The following is an 18226-nucleotide window of genomic DNA, read 5'->3' on the forward strand; positions in this document are numbered from 1 at the left end:
AATGTCTCCTCCCCAAAAACCGATGCCTCTATGGCGGTAAATTTTCCTTCAGATAGATATCGATGCGAATACGTTCTTGTGCCTTGTTGAACGGAACCTTGTCTGATGTTGCGCGCAACAGACGGACCGCGGATCGGACCAAGTGACCTGAATCCTGCGAGATTAACGCATCAAATGTTCCACGGCTTAGTGCGTCACGGCTGAGCGGCGTGAGTTCATGGGCTATGATCACCAGATCTTTGCTGATTTTGCTGTCGGACAGAAACTGGATCAAACCGGCGTTGCCAGCAGCGGAAGAATAGATACCGACAAGATCTGGATAGGTCTCAAAAATCTCGGGCATCATCTTGTAAATCAGCTCAGGGTCATCGCGACCTTCGACCGACGCCACAACTTCGAGATGCGGAAAATCTTCGGCAATCACCAGATCGAAACCCTGCCGTCGTTCCAAATGATCCCGTGCCAAGCGCGAGCCTGTCAAGACCAACAACTTTCCCTTGCGATGCACAAAGCGCCCCATCAACTGTGCCGCAGTCCGACCAGCCGACACGTTGTCAACTCCGACGAAGTGGTCGCGCTCCGAGCTGGGGAGGTCGGACACCAACGCGACGACTGGAACGCCTTTGTCCCGGACCCGTTTCACTGCATCACGTACCGACGGTGTTTCCGGACCGAAGACAGCGACGCCATCGACTTCCCGAATGTCCAAGGCGTCTAGGATTTCGACAATTTCCTGGGGATCAAATGGAGCGACACGTTGGATTTTCATACGAGTCCGCTCGATGAACTGATCGCGCGACTGTTCTACGATTTGCTTGCTAAGCGCTTCGACAAACTCGTTGTCGCTATCGGGCAGCACAAACAAGAAGTTATAGACACGCTTTCTCGCAAGGTTGGCTGCAGCGGTGTCGCGGACATAGCCAAGCTCATTAATTGCCTGTTGAACCTTTTGTACAGTCACTGCACGAACGCCCGGCCGTCTGTTCAGGACACGATCAACGGTTGCCAGACTGACACCCGCAACACGCGCAATGTCATTCACAGTTGGTTTGTTCACCAATTCTAGTTTGTGTTTTTGCTCTTTCACGTGTCGTTCAGCCTTTAATCTCCTGCGCCAACCCCTCGAACAGCAAGGCGACGGCTTCAGCGCCAGGGTCGTTGTTTCCCATCAGGTTTTCCTCGGGAACATAAGCGGCCCGACCGGCCTTGGCACGGTGAATATTTGCAGTGCTGTCCGCGCCTTCGCGCGCTGCATGTGCAGCTTGGACCAATCCCAAAGGCAGAGCGTCCAAAGCGGGTGCCAACGCGTCGATCATTGTCCTGTCGCCGACCTTCGCGCCCCCAACCTGGCTGACGCGGTTCAAACCTTCCACCAAAGACTTCGGGATCGATGCGCCACTGGCGCAGGCGTCTCCTGCTGCATTGAAAAAGATGGCAAGAATGACCCCTGAAGAACCACCCATTGTTTGGCTGAGTTCGTTGCCCAAAGCCGGAAAAAGTTGCGTCAGATCCGCAAGTGGCATTCGGTCCAGACTACCCTGCAGAGCCCTGGCCGCAGTTGCCAATGTGCTGCCGGTATCTCCATCGCCGGACTTGGCATCTAACTCATTCAGGTCCTTCTCAGCATTTATCATCAATTCGGACAATCGCGTGATCGTTTCCTTCGTCGCAGGATTGTTGGATGGAATAGGATCAATCGGTGTCAAGCCATCAGGCAAAGGCGCGACTTGAATTGGATCAATAGAATTGACGCCTGGCCATGCCACGAGAGCTACCGGAGCTTCAAGCGCCGACAGTTCGCCTTCGCTCACGGGCAAGACAGAAACAGAGAATCCGTGCATGTCCAGAGATGTCATCATTGGCGAAGGACCGATAATGTGACGCGCCATCCCTGTTTCGGATAACGCGTGCGTCAACACGGACATTTCCAGTGGGGTTGTAGACCCGAGGTTGTTAACCAACGCAACACATTCCCCCGAGCTAATCCGTTGTTTTAACTTTCCTACGACGGTGGACATAGCCGTGACCGCGTTGGCAAAATCCACCTGCTCAACACCCGGTTCGCCATGGATTCCCAAGCCCAACTCGGCTTTGCCCGGTGCAATCCTGTCCTCTTTCGGAGATCCCGGAACGGTACAGGTATCGAGGCTCATCCCGATACTGACCACTTTACCGATGACGCTTTTTGCAGCCTTGGTCACTGTGTCCAGGTCAGCGCCATCTTCCGCAAGCGCGCCTGCAATTTTGTGTACGAACAAGGTCCCGGCCACACCACGCGGCTGCGGCAGATCCGGCAAGGCGATGTCATCATCGACTACCACCATCTCAACCTTGCGCCCCAAGGCGCGGGCGCGTTCTGCCGCAAGCCCAAAGTTCAACCGATCACCAGTGTAATTTTTCACAATTAGCAAACACCCCGCCTCACCGGTCACGGCCAGAATGCCCGCAAGAACCGCCTCAACTGAAGGCGATGCAAACACCTCTCCACACACAGCCGCAGTCAGCATGCCAGCCCCGACAAACCCAGCATGAGCAGGTTCGTGACCAGACCCGCCACCAGACACCAATGCCACCTTGGATTTGTCCCAATCAGAGCGGTAAACCACCTTGATATGCGGGTAGCCGTCCAATCGGGTCAATGCGCCGCCAGAAGCGGCCAAAAGACCGTCAATCGCCTCTGTTACAAGGGTTTCTTTGGTGTTGAGGAACTGGGCCATGCTTTTGCTCCTTAAGTCACGCGTGCGCCAGAGGCGTCAAAATACAATGGGTTGTGCGGGCTTATTTTTATCGTTTGCCCAGCGGGGTAATCCTGATGAACATCGATCAAGGTCACGACCGAGTGGCCGTTCAAATCTAGATGCAATCGCGTTTGGTCACCCAGATGTTCGGCCCGGATGACACGAGCATCACTGCCCTCGCCTTCCACGATATGCTCGGGACGTAAGCCAATCTGAGGGCCTTTATGGTTCCCGCCAAACAAGTGAGATGGCAGAATATTGATCCGCGGCAATCCCAAACGGCTGGCGACATAGACGCTGCGCGGGTTTTCATAGATGTCCCGAGGCGTACCGTACTGAACCAATCTGCCCTCTTCCAGCACGCCGATATGCGTTGCCATGGTCATCGCTTCAACCTGGTCGTGGGTCACGTACAGAAGCGTGGACCCCAAATCCGCCTGAATTCTCTTCAACTCAACTCGCAAGTCCGCACGCAGCTTGGCATCTAACGAACTGAGCGGCTCGTCCATCAAAAAAATCTGTGGATCGCGCACCAGCGCTCGCCCAATCGACACCCGTTGCATTTCGCCGCCGGACAGTTCGGTAGCTTTGTTGTCCAGCTTATGCGGGATTTGAAGTATCTCTGCGACTTCATTCACTTTCTTTGTGATTTCGTCTTCTGGTGTCTTTAGGATCGGAGATCGTAGCGGAAAAGACAGGTTTTCGCGCACCGTCATATGCGGGTAAAGTGAGTACTGCTGGAAAACCATCGCAACATCACGTTGAGCGGGCGTTTCAAACCCCACATCCCGACCAGCTATGTGAATTGAGCCGGAATCGAGTTTTTCAAGCCCGGAAATCAACCTTAGTGTAGTCGTCTTTCCGGCGCCAGTCGGGCCCAGCAGCACGACAAAAGCGCCGTCGGGGATCGTAACCGAGATATCATCGACTGCCTTCAGGCTGCCGAAGGACTTTGAGATGCTTTCCAGAACGACTTCAGCCATGACCCAATACCTCATCGTTCAGAACCGACCTGAGAGCTTTGCCCGTGGACTCTTTGAACAGCGTGATGGTCGGAGACCTAAACTCCAGACCCACAGTTTCGCCGGGATTTACCGTCTCGCGCGCATCAATACGGGCTTTCAGCTCTCCATTCGGACTCTGTAGCGTTACGATTTGAGTTGTCCCAAGGTATTCTGCCGCCAGAACTTTGGCCCTATAGTCGCTTGTGTCGGACAGAAACACGTGCTCGGGACGAACACCAAACACCAGATCTCCCTCGGCCCCTTCCATCAGTTTGGGAACAGCCTCATCGTGTCCGTTCAACCGGACCAACTCAGAGCCGGGTGCGACCTTGCCCCGAAACGGCAAAAAATTCATTGACGGAGACCCAATGAAGTCTGCGACGAACATTGTCGAGGGCTTGTCGTAGATTTCCTGAGGCGTGCCAAATTGCTCTATTTCGGCTTTGTTCATCACGACGATCTTGTCGCCCATCTGCATGGCTTCCAGCTGATCGTGCGTGACATACACCGTGGTCGCACCCATGCGATCATGAAGTGCACGCAGTTCCTCAGCCATATGCTCGCGAAACTCAGCATCCAATGCGCCTAGAGGCTCGTCCATCATGAATGCTTTGGGTTCACGCACAATCGCGCGTCCAAGCGCGACGCGCTGTCTGTCCCCACCAGAAAGCCCGCCGACAGGGTTGTCCAGAATGTCTGTTATCCCCAGAATTTCGGAAACTTCTTCCACTTTGGCTTTAACAGCCGAGCGCGGCATCCCCTGCGATATCAACGGATAGCTGATATTTTTGCGCACGTTCATGTGGGGATACAGCGCAAACATCTGGAACACGAATGCAATGTCTCGCTCTGATGGGGGTCGCTGGCTGATTTCTTCGCCGTCGAGATAGATCTCACCCGATGTTGGAAGCTCCAAGCCTGCGATCATCCTCAGCGTCGTTGTTTTGCCGCAGCCCGATGGACCAAGCAGCATGAAGAATTCACCATCTTCAATCGTGAACGAGCTTTCCCGCACAGCGGTGAAATCGCCGAACATCTTCTTTACGTTTTTGACAACGATCTGGGCCATTTCTACTCCGGAAAATGGCTGACGATGATGAACATGACAGTTCCGATCAGCGTAACGATGAAGGAATAAGTGAACGCCCAAAGGACGAACGGTTGCATCAGCATAAATACGCCGACCGCGATGAGGATGGTCGCGACCATCTCCCATGGGCCTCGGCGAAAACGCATTAATCCTGATAGAAACTCGCTCATTTGCGCACCGCTCCGAATGTGATCCCGCGCAGCAGGTGTTTGCGCATCAGGATGGTGAAAATCATGACCGGAATCAGGAATATCGTGGCACCAGCCGCAACTGCAGGCCAATCCAGCCCACCGATCCCGATGATGGTGGGAATAAAGGGCGGCGCGGTCTGCGCATTCGCGGATGTCAGCAACACGGCAAACGCATACTCGTTCCATGCAAAGATAAGGCAGAAGATCGCTGTCGAAGCGATACCCGTCGCAGCCTGCGGCAGTACAACTTTGTAAAACGCCTGAAACCGGGTGTAGCCGTCTATTAGTGCCGCTTCCTCATACTCTCGCGGGATTTCGTCGATGAACCCTTTCAGCAGCCAAACAGCCAACGAGATGTTCACACCCGTATAGAGAAGGATCATCCCCAAATGCGTGTCGCTTAGACCGAGGTTTCTGAACATCAGGAAGATTGGGATCGCAACGGCAACCGGGGGCATCATTCTCGTACTGAGGATGAAGAACAGAAGGTCGTCCTTGAGCGGCACCTTGAAACGGCTGAATGCATAAGCAGCCAAGGTGCCAAGGAAGATGCTTAGAAACGTCGATCCAAACCCGATGATCACCGAATTCATAAAACGCTCGCCAAACTTGGATGGCCCGACAATAACCATGTCATATTGCCGGACGATCTCATCGGCCCAGTTCTGTGGCGGGTTGGCTTCCAGGAACTCCTGCGTCTGCCGTGTGCGAGTGGTGAAGAGATTGACATAGCCTTCAAGCGTTGGATCAAAGACAACCTTGGGTGGGTAGCTGATCGCATCGGCTGGAGACTTGAAGCCAGTTAGCAAAATCCAAACCAGCGGGATCATCGTGATCAGCGCATAGGTGATAACCAGAAACCCGGCGATCCACTTTGAACGGTTCGAAGGTTCGGTGACGGAAAAACTGCTCATCTCTGTTTCACCTTGTTCAGGGCTTTGACGTAGATCGACGCGAGGCCGAACACGGTGACGAAAAGGATGATCGCATAGGCCGAGGCATAACCCGTGCGCCATTTCTCAAAGGCTTCGCGCTTCAAATTGATGGAGGTCAGCTCCGTAACAGACCCTGGCCCGCCGCCCGTCAGTTGCACCACCAGATCGAACATCTTGAAGTTCTCGATCCCTCTAAACAGCACCGCCAACATGAGGAATGGCAGGACCATCGGGATGGTAATCGTAAAGAACTGGCGCAGCTTGCTGGCCCTGTCGATCTCAGCTGCCTCGTAGATGTAATCGGGAATACTGCGCAGCCCGGCCAGACAGATGAGCATCACGAAGGGGGTCCACATCCAGGTGTCGACAATCACGATGGACCAGGGCGCCAGCGTTACGGACCCGAGCATCTCAAAGCTCGACGGGTCTTTGCCGGTAAACCACGATACGATGTAGTTAAACAGGCCGATCTGAGGCTGATAGAGAAACTTCCAGAAGTTTCCGACAACGGCCGGGGACAGCATCATCGGCAGCACGATGATCGTGGTCCAAAGATCGTTGCCCTTGAATTTCTTGTTGATCAACCACGCCAGAGTAAATCCGATAAGGACCTGGAAAAAGATCGTCCAGAACAGGAAATGCGCCGTCGCCTGCATATTCAGCCATGTGTCCGAGTCTGTCAGGATACGCTCGTAATTCCTGAGCCCGACATCTTTGACTTCACGGCCGATCCGGTTGGCCTTGTAGTTGGTAAAGCTCAGTTGGATGGTCCAGATCAAAGGGAAGATATTGATCGCCAGCAGTAGAAATATCGTTGGGGAGATGAATACCCAGGCGATCGCGCGGTCGGATAACCCCCGAATTTTTCGCGCAACTCGCTCGGGCGTTGCCTGCGCAACGCGATCTACGGTCCTGTCAGACATCTCTTTGCCAGTTCTTGTTGGTATAGGACTCACGGGTGAAGGTGGAGCGGGTTTGCACCCGCTCCTGCCTGTGTCCGGACTAAAGCTTGCCTTCGTCTTCGAAGACTTCCGTCCAATCTTCGATCAGAAGATCAAGCGCTTCTTGAGCTGTGCCTTGGTCGGCAACCACGTAGTCGTGGATGCGCTTCTGCATTGCCAGCAGCAGTTCCGCGTAGGCAGGCTCTTGCCAGAAATCCTGCACCCCAGCCATTGCTTCCAGGAAGTCACCGGCGAACGGTTGGCTGTCTACGAAACCAGGATCTTCCAGCACCGAATTATGTGCCGAGTAGCCGCCTAGTTCCCACCATTTGGCCTGAACTTCTGGCTGCGCGAACCACTTAATGTACTCAAGCGCGGCGTCCTGTTTGTCAGAGTAGCTGACAACAGAGATACCTTGTCCGCCCAGTGTCGAGCCTGCCTGATTTTGTGGTGGGTTGACGAAGAAGTCGATCTTGTCACCACCGGTATTGGGATCGGCATAGAGACCCGGGAAGAACGCGAACCAGTTCATAGCCATGGCGACCTGACCGGACTTAAAGGCGTCCAAGCTCTCGCCCATGTAGGAGTTTGTGTATCCTGGGGGTGTCGCTGTTTTGTAGAATTCTTTGTAAAACTCTAGCGCTTCGACTGCTTCGGGCGAGTTTACGGCACCCTCCATATCGTAGGATCCTGGTGTGTTTTCATATTTGAAGCCCCACGGATAGAGTGCTCCGGTCACACCCATGGTGATCCCTTCGGAACCACGCTCAGTAAAGATCGCCGCACCGTAAACCGTCTTTCCATCGATCTCACGACCCTGGAAAAACTGCGCGATTTGCAGCAATTCTTTCTGAGACTGAGGTTCACGCAAATCTTGCCCTGTTGCTTCCTTGTACGCAGCTTGGATGTCCGGATTCTCGAACCAGTCCTTGCGATAGAACCAGCCGTTTGCATCCCCCATTGCGGGCAATGCGTAGTAGTTCGGAGTACCTTTAGGCCATGTCGAATAGGCGTAAACCGTTGCTGGCGCGAAATCGTCCATGCTGATGCTCTCGGCATCGAAGAAATCATTCAGTTTTACATAATGGCCGTTTTCAGCGCCCCCGCCGATCCACTGACTATCTCCGATCAACAGGTCACAGAGCTTACCCCCAGAGTTCAGCTCATTCAGCATCCGGTCCGCAAAATTTGGCCACGGCACAAACTCGAAGTTCATAGTATGGCCGGACTCAGCTTCGAATTCTTTTGAAAGCTCAACTAGAGCGTTGGCCGGGTCCCATGCTGCCCAACACAGTGTCAGGTCTTCGGCATATGCCCTTGTAGAAAGAGTAGTAGCGGCAAGGACTATTGCGCTGGCCGAGGCCAGTTTTGAGTAAGTCATCCATTCCTCCCTTTTTTGCGCCGTCATTCGAGGATGTGCGAATCGCGGCATGTCTATAAGGCTATTTGAGGTACGCACCTCAAGTCCAGAAAATTTTGAGGTTCGTACCTCAAAATCACCGCCAACACATCAACGTATCCCAGTAATTATATGCTTTTACTATATTTTTCTTCCTCTCGATCACTCAGGACCATCAAGCGCAAAGGAAGAAGGAATTCGAAATCAAACGCGCCAATTCTTCAAATCAAGGCACCGACGGTATTGCATTGCCAACCCGAGTCTATCCATGATTGTGCTGAAGCCCAATTCTTGCCGTTCGACCAAGATTCCAATGTAGGATCGCTAGGAGGGCGCTTGCTAGCCCCACCACCCGGATATCTCGACAAGCCAGGACCCCAATTATGAGTAAACTCACCATTGTCCGGATGAACCGCTACCCGATCAAAGGTTTGAGCCCGGAACCACTAAGCACCATAAACCTGCGAGCGGGTGAAGGCATTCCTGGTGACCGCCTATTCGGCTTTGCCCGCTACAACTCCGGTTTCGACCCTCGAGATCCAAAACCATTGAGAAAAGACCGCTTTGTTGTGCTTTTGAACGAAGCAAGACTGGCTGGACTGCAGACCAAATTCGACGCTCAAACTCAATTGCTGGAAATTAAGCACGGAAGGAAAACTCTCCACTTCGATATGAGTGAGCCAAACGGGCAATTGGACGCGGCGAGTTTCCTCAATACCACACTCGACTTAAGAGACCCCGAACCGCCAGTGTTTGTCTCTTCCCATCCGCATCGATTCACAGACGTTTCGGTCGTGTCGCCAAAAATGATGAACGCAATTTCCGTTCTCAACCTAGCGTCTGTTGATGCACTTAGTAGAGAGCTCAATGTGGAAATACACCCGGCAAGGTTTCGTGCAAATATTGAATTGGACGGACCACCTCCATTTTCCGAGTTAGACTCTGTCGGCTCAACCTTGGCCTTTGGCGATGTGAAGCTAAGGATAATTTCGCGAACAAAAAGATGTGCCGCTACCGAAGTTAACCCTCAAACAGCCGAACGAGACCTGAAAATCCCGTTCCTTATTCGAAAACACTTGGGCCACATGGATATGGGCGTGTACGCAGAGGTGCAGGAGAAGGGAACCCTAAACGTGGGCCAACATGGAAAGATAACGCAGTAGAACAAATATGAACCAATCTCAGCTAGGCTCTGGACCCATTGATTTGGATGCAGGAGCTGTCAGACGAATTTTAACCAGTCTCAATTTGACGCAAAATCGTGAACCTATCCGGAACAAAGTTGACGCCACTCGTCAAGAGCAGCGGTTCGCGTCAGCTTGAAGGAGTCTCGGCTGGTGAGGGATCTTTCCTGGTTAAAGTGGTTGTATACGGAGGAATGGTCGGAAGCGAAATTCTGTAAACTTCGAATGCGCCTTAAACCCTGCATCGCGCGCTCGCATTGTTGATACGGCAGGTGCGAGTTCTCGACCCGGTTGTTGAGCCATCTACCCGTCGGTTGTTTTTCGAGCGTGCCCAGCTCTCTGACCGCGGCTCTGTATCCGGCGAAGCGATCCGTGACGACGGCTTCCGCTTGGCCGTGTCGATTCATCAATTTCTTTAGAAATTTCAATGCTGCAGCTTTGTTTCGACGTTTGGTGACAACGGCTTCCAGCACTTCGCCCTCATGATCTACGGCTCGCCAGAGGTAATGTTTCTTGCCAATCACCTTCACGAAAACCTCGTCCACCTGCCACCTCCAATTCGAGAATTCACGCAGTTGTTGCACCCGCTTTTGTCTGATCTCAGAGGCGAAGATCGGACCGAACCTGTTCCACCCATATCGGACAGTTTCGTGGCTCACGTCGATGCCTCGCTCGTGCAGCAGATCTTCGACATTCCGAAGCGAGAGCGGGAAACGGATGTATAGCATCACCGCAAGGCGGATGATCTCTGGGCTGGTTTTGAAGTACTTGAAGAGGCAGGTCTGGTCATGCGCAAAAGCTACGCAACACCCCTACCCCGCTTAATCAAACTTCTTCTGACAAGACCAAACAGAATGCCTTATGAGCTAGCGATGAACAGTCTAATTTCGAGCTTGCCGTAGACTACCTCTTCAGCTTTTTGCCCGATGGAAGAAAAGCTGAGCGACGATGATAACCCTTGTAAGTCCACCAGTTTTCGCGCTTCAGGTCGGCTATCGGGTCGAAATAACAATGGTTCTGAACTTGCGAAGGGAACCATTACACTCCGGCGAAGAGTATTTTTTTCTTGCGGTCTGCATCCCTTTGACACAAAACGAAATCGTTCTCATGCAAAAAGCCCTGAGGGGAGGACGCAAGTAAGAAATGCCCAAAATCATCTCGCCCTGCGACTAGCGCAACCAAAGTTTTCACGCCATTCTGCTGTTTCATTGAAGGCTTTATGAAACGCAACGCCGCACCAATGCGTCTATCGTCTGTGTTATTGGGCCCGGATGCGTGAAAGAGATGCCCGTGATGCATGGATGCCTGCCCCGCACGCAATTCGGCAGCAACTGCATCTTTTTCGTTCACATCGACTGCGATTTCCTGCCCACGTGATAACAGATTGTTTTCGCTGAAAGTGTCCACGTGAGGCAGGATACGGCTTTTGTGGCTGCCAGGAACAAACTTCATACACCCGCTTTGCTCAGACGCTTCTGAAATCGCAACCCAACAGGTAACCTCTTCAGCATCATCCAATCCCCAATAGGTCAAGTCTTGGTGCCACGAGACTATCTTCGATGATCGCGCTTCTTTTACGAAAAGTGCACCGCTCCAAACCATGAGGTCCGGCCCTAACACCGTTGAAGCAGCCTCAATCAGCTTCGGATGGCGAAGTAGTGCATCGAATGATGGTATCAGCCTGTCCGGATAAGAATATAGAAGCTTGAGTTTATCTGGGTCGTCTCTGAGAATGTGCTCAGCTTTCTCAAAATCATCGCGCAGCGTTTGGACCTCAGAAGCTGTCAGGATATCCAGCGGAGCTACGAAACCGTCTCTTTCATAAGTCTTTGCAATATCACGCGTTCGTTTATCCATTGTCATTATCCGGAAAAGTTAACTGCACCTTCATTGATTGGGTTCGATCAGACGCGACCTCGAAAGCAGTGATGGCCTCGCCAACCTCGAAGGAATGCGTCACCAACTGGTCGACGTTAATTAGTCCGCTTCGCATCATCTCGACCGCGACTGAGAACTCGGAATGGAAACGGAAAGACCCGCGAAGCACTATCTCTTTTGCAGTCAACGCCTGCATCGGCACAGTCATATCTCCACCCAGACCAAGCTGAACCAATGTTCCACCCGGTCGCAAGCATGCGACGCCAGAAGCCAGAGCCGATTGAGCCCCGGAACACTCCAGTTGTACATCAACCTGACCCTTGTCGTTTTCAAACTGCTCCAGTTTTTGTGGATCGGTGTAGGTGTTGATGACATCGTCTGCCCCGCATCCACGCGCCAGAGCGAGGGTCTGGTCCGAGATATCCGTCGCCACTATTCTGGCCGCCCCAGAACGACGCGCCGCCAAGATCGTGAGGCAGCCGATTGGACCGCATCCCGTGATAAGAACCGTTTTACCTAAGAGGCTCCCAGCTTGTTTAATCGCGTGCAAACAGACCGCCAAAGGTTCGGCCATAGCGGCCTGCGCAGGACTTAACCCATCTGCTGGAACGCATTGACTGGCTTTCGCTACGAGTTTGCTTTGAAAAGCGCCTTGGATATGCGGGAACGGCATCGCGCTGCCATAGAACTTCATATCATCACAGTGGTTTTGCTGCCCGTTCAGACAATAACTGCAGGATTGGCAAGGTCGGGATGGAGAAACTGCAACCAGCTGACCTAGGTGTAGCCCCCGCACACTTGATCCAACTTTCACTATTTCCCCGGCGATTTCGTGTCCAAGCACCATCGGCTGACGCAACTTGATCGCACCAAAACCACCGTGGTTGTAATAATGCAGGTCAGAGCCGCAAATCCCTCCCGCGCGCATGGCAATCAAGACTTCGTCTGGCCCCACGTCGTGCACATCCCGGTTTTCCAACCTCAGATCTTTTGCGGCATGGATAACAACAGCAACACTGGCCGAAGACATTGCACGGACTCCCTATACAGATTGCCAAAAGATACGGATAGTCGGTGCTGACAACCAAGGGATTTTTGCATGACGCTTGAAATGTTTAGCCTAGAGGGAACACGCGCGCTCGTAACAGGCTCTAGCCAAGGCATCGGATTTGCGTTGGCTCGTGGTTTGGCTGCCGCCGGTGCGCAGGTCGTTTTGAACGGGCGCGATGCCACTAAACTAGCGTCAGCAGCATCCGAGCTGAGCGAAACAGGTGCCTCGGTACGCGAACTTTCGTTCGATGCAACCGATCATGAAGGTGTCCGATCTGCTGTGGACGACTTTGAAGAAAAAGTCGGCCCAATAGACATCCTGATAAACAACGCCGGAATGCAACATAGGACGGAGTTACAGGATTTCCCCGCTGATGCCTTCGAGCGCCTGCTACAGACAAATGTAGCGTCCGTCTTTCACGTCGGTCAGGCTGTGGCACGGCACATGATTGAAAGAAAGTCTGGTAAGATCATTAACATTGCGTCGGTTCAATCCGCATTAGCAAGACCGGGTATTGCGCCTTACACGGCGACAAAAGGCGCCGTGACCAATCTTACAAAAGGAATGGCAACTGATTGGGCTAAGTATGGTCTAAACTGTAATGCCATTGCACCTGGATATTTCGATACACCTTTGAACGCCGCCTTGGTTGCCGACCCAGAGTTTAGCTCATGGCTTGAGAAACGTACCCCGGCCGGCCGCTGGGGCAATGTAGAAGAACTTGTAGGCGCCGCCATTTTCCTTGCGTCCCCTGCATCCAGTTTCGTCAATGGTCATACTCTCTATGTCGATGGTGGAATAACGGCGTCACTTTGATCTGCAGTTTCCAATCACCTGCTAAGTAAGACCGACTTAGATATCGTTCATAGCGCCGACGCCAATGCAATCACCACAACCACCATTAATGAAGCGGCCATCGCAATATTGATCCTTTGATGCGATCTCTCGCTTAAATCAAGGCTACCCAGCTTTGCGCCAGCACCTAGCCAGATCATGTGCACTGGCACCCAAATCATATTGAATACTACGATTTTTATGACGACCTCCCAAACGGGCGCATCGGGCAAAAAGGCAAACCCTGAAAACAATGCTGTGCCGACCACGTAAGCCTTGGGATTAATGAACTGAAGTGTCAGACCGTTCGCAAAACCAAGCGGCGAAACCGCAGGGGAAAATCCGACCTTTGAGCCGGCGCTGGCAATACGCCAGGCGAGAAATACCAAATACCCGACAGAGGCGAATAGCAACAAAGTTCTAAGCACCGGTACAGCCAAAGCAACCGCAGCGACTCCAGAGACAACTAACATCATGTTGATGAACCCGCCCAGCATCAGACCAGCCACAAAGGCGAGTCCAGCTCGAAAACCAAATGCTGATCCAATACCCGCGGTTGTTAGAACACCCGGGCCCGGCGTAATCAGCAGAAAGAAAACCGCGACAGCAAACTCAAACACTTTTCAGATTGGCCTATTACAGATCTCTGCATTCCGGCACAGCTGTGATCACCGATCCGTCCTTATGGTGTTGCAGCAGATTGTCGACAGTCAGGTCACCCATTGCTGCACGCGTCTCAAAAGTCGCGCTACCAGCGTGAGGGAGCAGAACGACATTGGACAACTCGCGCAATGCTTCTGGAACGCGCGGTTCGTCTTCAAAAACATCAAGCCCTGCCCACCCGAGCTCACCATTTTGCAATGCAGTAATTAAAGCAGTTTCGTCGACAACCGAACCTCGACTAACGTTTATCAGAGTGCCGTCTGCCCCCAACGCGCGCAACACCTCAGCGTTGACCAGCCTATTGGTCGACGGGCCGCCGGGCGTGATGCATATGAGGACGTCCACATGCTCTGCCATTTCAACCAAATTGTCGAAATATCGGTACGGGACATCCTTTTGTTTGCGGGTGTGATATGAGATTTCGGGTGCCCACGGCTCCAACTTATCAACAATCGCCTGACCAATGCGACCAAGACCAAGAATGCCTATTTTTTGATTGTCCGCTGATCGCGTCAAAGGGGCATTACCTTCAACTTCCCACCGTCCGGACCGAACGTAATTATCGTCACGTATGAGCTCTCGATAACATGACAGCAACAGCAGAACGGCGGTGGTTGCGACTTCTTTGTTCAACACATTGGGCGTGTGAGTCACAACAATCCCTCGCTCAGCCGCAGCACTTGCGTCGACGGCGTCGTAACCAACTCCATAGACGCTGATCATCTTAAGATTACTGAGTGAAATCATTAGGTCATGCGGAACGCCATCATGCCCGTTCGTTACGATATGGGTAATACTTTCCGCGTTGAAATCGTCCAATTGATGAATATTGAACACTGAAGACAGGCGTTCTCGCATCCGTTCAGTGATCCCTCCGATTTGCAACAAGTCAGTCATCTTGGCCGACCTTTTGCCGCTGAACACCAAGCCCATCGATACGAAGCTCCATGACGTCGCCTTTTTTCAGATAAACTGGTTCCGGTTTGATCCCCATTCCAACACCGGGCGGTGTTCCGGTTGAAATGACGTCACCGGGGTGCAGCGTAAAAAGTTGGCTTAGATGCTCAATGATCTCGGCAATGGAAAAGATCATCGTGGCGGTATTCCCGGTTTGCATGCGCTGACCGTTTACATCCAGTGACATACCAAGATTCTGGGGATCCGGCACCTCATCCCGGGTCACTAACCACGGGCCGGTAGGGCCATATGTGTCGCAGGATTTTCCTTTGGTCCATTGACCGGTCAGTTGCGTTTGAAAATGCCTTTCCGACACGTCGTTTACGATGCAATAGCCCGCAACATATTCGAGTGCGTCGGCCTTGGAAACGTATTTGGCCGTCTTACCAATGACGACCCCCAGTTCGCATTCCCAGTCGGTATGTGTAGACCCCCGCGGCATAACAACATCATCATAGGCACCTATGACAGCCGAGTTCGCCTTGAAAAAAAGTATCGGATGCTCGGGAATATCTGCGCCGGTTTCTGCAGCATGGTCCGAGTAGTTCAAACCGATGCAAAGAAATTTACCGATGTCACCGACACACGGCGCGATACGAGGGTCACCCTCTACAATTGGCAGGTTGTTCGGATCCAATGACCGCAGGTTATCAAGCATTCCGTCATCCAACATATCCCCCGTGATATCATTGATATGAGCGGACAGATCCCGCAATTGACCCTCAGAGTCGACCAAGGCTGGCTTTTCCGAGCCCTTGGCGCCGTAACGAACAAGTTTCATTTCTGTTCCTTTTAGTGGTTATCGCGTGGCATGAAGCCTCGCGCGATATCGCGGTAGTTTTCTGCACCCTTGAGCGTCATCCCGCGATCCAACCGATCTACTTTTTCGCGGAATAATTCCTGCCAGGGGGATTGGTTGGGCGGGGTTGAATAACCACCCTTTGCCTCCAGATCGCGGGCGCGTTCATGCAGCTCTTCAAGCGAAACCAGCATATCCGCTGTGCCTTTTCCAAGATCGATGCGCAGTCGGTCGCCATTTCGCACCAAGGCCAACCCACCACCCTCTGCAGCTTCGGGTGAGGCATTCAGGATAGACGGACTTCCTGATGTACCGGATTGCCGTCCATCACCGATGCAAGGAAGGGCTTCGATGCCCTGTTTCAACAAATATGCGGGCGGCCGCATGTTCACGACCTCTGCAGCACCAGGGTATCCTTTTGGTCCCGCTCCGCGCATAATCAGTATACAGTTTGCGTCGATGTTTTCTGCAGGATCATCGATCCGATGGTGAAAGTCCTCAGGCCCATCAAACACAACCGCCCTGCCCTCAAATGCATCAGGATCATCCGGGTTCGACAGGTAGGTCTCTCGAAATGCCTGTGAGATCACAGACGTCTTCATAATCGCACTCTCGAACAGGTTGCCCGAGAGATTGATGAACCCCGCCTGTTGCTTAACCGGGCTACTGACAGGCTTGATTACGTCGCTATTCTGAGACCGGCGCGTCGAGCAGTTATCGCCCATCGTCTTACCGTTCACCGTTATCGCATCGGGATGCGGCAGCAATCCAGCATCAAGAAGCTCTCCGACAACGGCGGGTACACCTCCGGCCTGTTGGTAATCTTCGCCCAGATACTCACCCGCAGGCTGCATGTTAACCAACAGTGGAACGTCGTGGCCATGTTTCTGCCAGTCATCGTTGGTCAACGGAACACCAAGATGCCGAGCGATTGCATTCAGGTGGATCGGCGCATTCGTCGATCCACCAATCGCAGAGTTGATAACAATCGCATTCTCAAAAGCCTGACGTGTCATCACATCGCTGGGGCGTAGATCCTCCCAGACCATGTCCACAATGCGTTTACCCGTTTCATAACTGATTTGACCGCGCTCTCTGTACGGGGCTGGAATGGCTGCTGATCCGGGCAATTGCATACCCAAGGCCTCAGCAAGCGAATTCATGGTCGTTGCTGTTCCCATCGTATTGCAATAACCCACCGAAGGTGCTGCGGCGGCCGCGATCTCCATGAACTCATCGGTGTCGATTTCGTCAGCCGCAAGGTCTTCGCGCGCTTTCCAAATAACCGTTCCCGATCCGGCGCGCTCACCTTTCCACCAGCCGTTGAGCATGGGGCCGACCGACAGGGCGATCGCCGGGATGTTGACAGTCGCAGCGGCCATAAGAAGCGCGGGCGTGGTCTTGTCGCAACCAATGTTCAGAACAACGCCATCAATCGGATACCCGAATAGACTCTCAACCAAGGACAGATAAGCCAGGTTGCGGTCGAGTGACGCCGTTGGCCGTTTACCGGTCTCTTGTATCGGATGGACCGGTATTTCGATGCACGTTCCCCCGGCGGCGATGATTCCATCGCGAACACGTTTGGACAATTCGATATGATGCCGATTACAGGGGCTCAAATCACTGCCGGTCTGAGCAATGCCAATGATCGGTTTGCCTGATTGCAGTTCCTCACGGGTCAATCCGTAATTCAGGTATCTTTCCAGATACAATGCAGTCATCTCAAGGTTCTCAGAATTCATGAACCACTTGCGAGATCGCAAATCGTTTTTTGATACTTTTGTCATTGGCCTGACCAACCCCCGTCAATTATGTGCGTGTGTCCTGTGGTGAATGCACTTTCATCGCTCGCCAGATAGACGACCAATGCAGCAATCTCTTCTGCTTTCGCTACACGCCCCATAGGCTGTCGCGCCACAAATTGTGCAAGGGCCTCTTCTCTGCTGCCCAGTTGCTCGCCCAACGCATCTACGCGGTCACGCCAACTGGGACTGTCGACTGTTCCCGGACAAATGCAATTGCACCGGATTCCTTTTGTTATGAAGTCCACGGCTACCGATTTCGTCAGCCCAACAACAGCGGCTTTTGTCGTTCCATATACAAAACGATTTGGCGCACCGATTATGGAACCCAGCGCGGAAGACATATTGATTATCGAGCCTCCTCCGCGCTCTAGCATTCCCGGCAATACAGCCTTTGTCGTGCGCACCATTGAGCGCACATTAAGGTCCATGGCGAAATCCCACTCTTCATCGGTTGCATCCAGAATAGTTCCGTGATGCACGAACCCTGCGCAGTTGAACAAAACGTCCGGCTTCGCTCGCGCGACCCCATGATGAATGCTGTCATTATTAGTCACATCCATCTCGAATATTTCGAGATTTTCGAGATTCTGACCGCGAATCAAATTTAGTTGTTCAGGGTTAATATCCGTCGCATAGACTTTTGCACCCTCTCTTGCCATTGCAATTGCGCTTGCAAGTCCGATCCCCTGTGCGGCGGCTGTGACCAGGACGCTTTTTCCCTTAAGTCTTTCTGACATATAAATATTCCGACCTC

At 52.7% G+C, this 18226-nt stretch carries 18 protein-coding genes; 2 read left to right on the plus strand and 16 right to left on the minus strand.

The genetic code is table 11. The features are described 5' to 3' along the window. Window positions 1–28: 28 nt before the first annotated feature. The 8 genes from ACR0I1_RS05180 to ACR0I1_RS05215 all read right to left on the minus strand — a co-directional run bounded on the left by ACR0I1_RS05180 (window position 29) and on the right by ACR0I1_RS05215 (window position 8280). Entirely contained in the window at window positions 29–1087 is a 1059-nt protein-coding gene (locus tag ACR0I1_RS05180) for a LacI family DNA-binding transcriptional regulator (RefSeq protein ID WP_480601990.1), read from the minus strand. Window positions 1088–1094: 7 nt separating this feature from the next. Continuing rightward, a complete protein-coding gene (locus tag ACR0I1_RS05185; RefSeq protein ID WP_480570440.1) occupies window positions 1095–2717 on the minus strand; it encodes a dihydroxyacetone kinase subunit DhaK in 1623 nt (540 codons plus the stop codon). 11 nt (window positions 2718–2728) lie between these two features. Next, window positions 2729–3721 carry an ABC transporter ATP-binding protein gene (locus tag ACR0I1_RS05190; protein ID WP_170511811.1) on the minus strand — a complete coding sequence of 331 codons (993 nt, stop codon included), beginning with the start codon at window positions 3719–3721 and terminating at the stop codon, window positions 2729–2731. Further along, complete coding sequence (locus tag ACR0I1_RS05195; protein ID WP_480705267.1) at window positions 3714–4811, minus strand: ABC transporter ATP-binding protein; 1098 nt, start codon at window positions 4809–4811, stop codon at window positions 3714–3716. The genes ACR0I1_RS05190 and ACR0I1_RS05195 overlap by 8 nt, the downstream gene beginning before the upstream one ends. A gap of 2 nt (window positions 4812–4813) precedes the next feature. Next, complete coding sequence (locus ACR0I1_RS05200) at window positions 4814–5002, minus strand: hypothetical protein (protein ID WP_170399676.1); 189 nt, start codon at window positions 5000–5002, stop codon at window positions 4814–4816. Beyond that, window positions 4999–5937 (minus strand): carbohydrate ABC transporter permease, encoded by a 939-nt coding sequence (locus ACR0I1_RS05205; protein WP_010442361.1) that lies wholly within the window; start codon window positions 5935–5937, stop codon window positions 4999–5001. Before ACR0I1_RS05205 ends, ACR0I1_RS05200 begins: the two co-directional genes overlap by 4 nt. Continuing rightward, window positions 5934–6881, minus strand: coding sequence for a carbohydrate ABC transporter permease (locus ACR0I1_RS05210; RefSeq protein ID WP_170567725.1), 948 nt, complete (start codon window positions 6879–6881; stop codon window positions 5934–5936). Before ACR0I1_RS05210 ends, ACR0I1_RS05205 begins: the two co-directional genes overlap by 4 nt. A gap of 79 nt (window positions 6882–6960) precedes the next feature. Then, window positions 6961–8280 carry an extracellular solute-binding protein gene (locus ACR0I1_RS05215; protein WP_170424759.1) on the minus strand — a complete coding sequence of 440 codons (1320 nt, stop codon included), beginning with the start codon at window positions 8278–8280 and terminating at the stop codon, window positions 6961–6963. A 401-nt stretch (window positions 8281–8681) separates the two neighbouring features. On the opposite strand from ACR0I1_RS05215, the gene ACR0I1_RS05220 reads away from it, so the two are divergent. Continuing rightward, window positions 8682–9461, plus strand: coding sequence for an MOSC domain-containing protein (locus ACR0I1_RS05220; RefSeq protein WP_480705269.1), 780 nt, complete (start codon window positions 8682–8684; stop codon window positions 9459–9461). Window positions 9462–9565: 104 nt separating this feature from the next. On the opposite strand, the gene ACR0I1_RS05225 is transcribed toward ACR0I1_RS05220, so the two are convergent. From ACR0I1_RS05225 to ACR0I1_RS05235, 3 genes are all read right to left on the minus strand, one after another. After that, entirely contained in the window at window positions 9566–10228 is a 663-nt protein-coding gene (locus ACR0I1_RS05225) for an IS6 family transposase (RefSeq protein ID WP_480705742.1), read from the minus strand. A gap of 292 nt (window positions 10229–10520) precedes the next feature. Next, window positions 10521–11339, minus strand: a complete 819-nt coding sequence (locus ACR0I1_RS05230; protein WP_480705271.1) for a phytanoyl-CoA dioxygenase family protein — start codon at window positions 11337–11339, stop codon at window positions 10521–10523. Next, entirely contained in the window at window positions 11332–12390 is a 1059-nt protein-coding gene (locus ACR0I1_RS05235) for an L-idonate 5-dehydrogenase (RefSeq protein WP_480705273.1), read from the minus strand. Before ACR0I1_RS05235 ends, ACR0I1_RS05230 begins: the two co-directional genes overlap by 8 nt. 69 nt (window positions 12391–12459) lie before the next feature. Here ACR0I1_RS05235 and ACR0I1_RS05240 point away from each other — a divergent pair, with 69 nt between their 5' ends. Next, window positions 12460–13227, plus strand: a complete 768-nt coding sequence (locus ACR0I1_RS05240; protein WP_170565707.1) for an SDR family oxidoreductase — start codon at window positions 12460–12462, stop codon at window positions 13225–13227. A 47-nt stretch (window positions 13228–13274) separates the two neighbouring features. On the opposite strand, the gene ACR0I1_RS05245 is transcribed toward ACR0I1_RS05240, so the two are convergent. From ACR0I1_RS05245 to ACR0I1_RS05265, 5 genes are read right to left on the minus strand one after another with little or no spacing between them, the layout of a single operon-like run. Beyond that, entirely contained in the window at window positions 13275–13865 is a 591-nt protein-coding gene (locus ACR0I1_RS05245) for a LysE family transporter (RefSeq protein ID WP_170609028.1), read from the minus strand. 16 nt (window positions 13866–13881) lie between these two features. Beyond that, on the minus strand, window positions 13882–14766 hold the full coding sequence (locus ACR0I1_RS05250; protein WP_480705275.1) for a 2-hydroxyacid dehydrogenase: 885 nt from the start codon (window positions 14764–14766) through the stop codon (window positions 13882–13884). Window positions 14767–14797: 31 nt separating this feature from the next. Further along, the gene (locus ACR0I1_RS05255; RefSeq protein WP_480705277.1) at window positions 14798–15646 is read right to left on the minus strand and encodes a fumarylacetoacetate hydrolase family protein; all 849 of its coding nucleotides are present in this window, start codon (window positions 15644–15646) and stop codon (window positions 14798–14800) included. An 11-nt stretch (window positions 15647–15657) separates the two neighbouring features. Beyond that, a complete protein-coding gene (locus tag ACR0I1_RS05260) occupies window positions 15658–17454 on the minus strand; it encodes an IlvD/Edd family dehydratase (RefSeq protein WP_480705279.1) in 1797 nt (598 codons plus the stop codon). Beyond that, the gene (locus tag ACR0I1_RS05265; protein ID WP_170635307.1) at window positions 17451–18209 is read right to left on the minus strand and encodes an SDR family oxidoreductase; all 759 of its coding nucleotides are present in this window, start codon (window positions 18207–18209) and stop codon (window positions 17451–17453) included. Before ACR0I1_RS05265 ends, ACR0I1_RS05260 begins: the two co-directional genes overlap by 4 nt. Window positions 18210–18226 lie beyond the last annotated feature (17 nt).

The sequence above is a fragment of the Ruegeria sp. B11 genome (assembly GCF_056539785.1).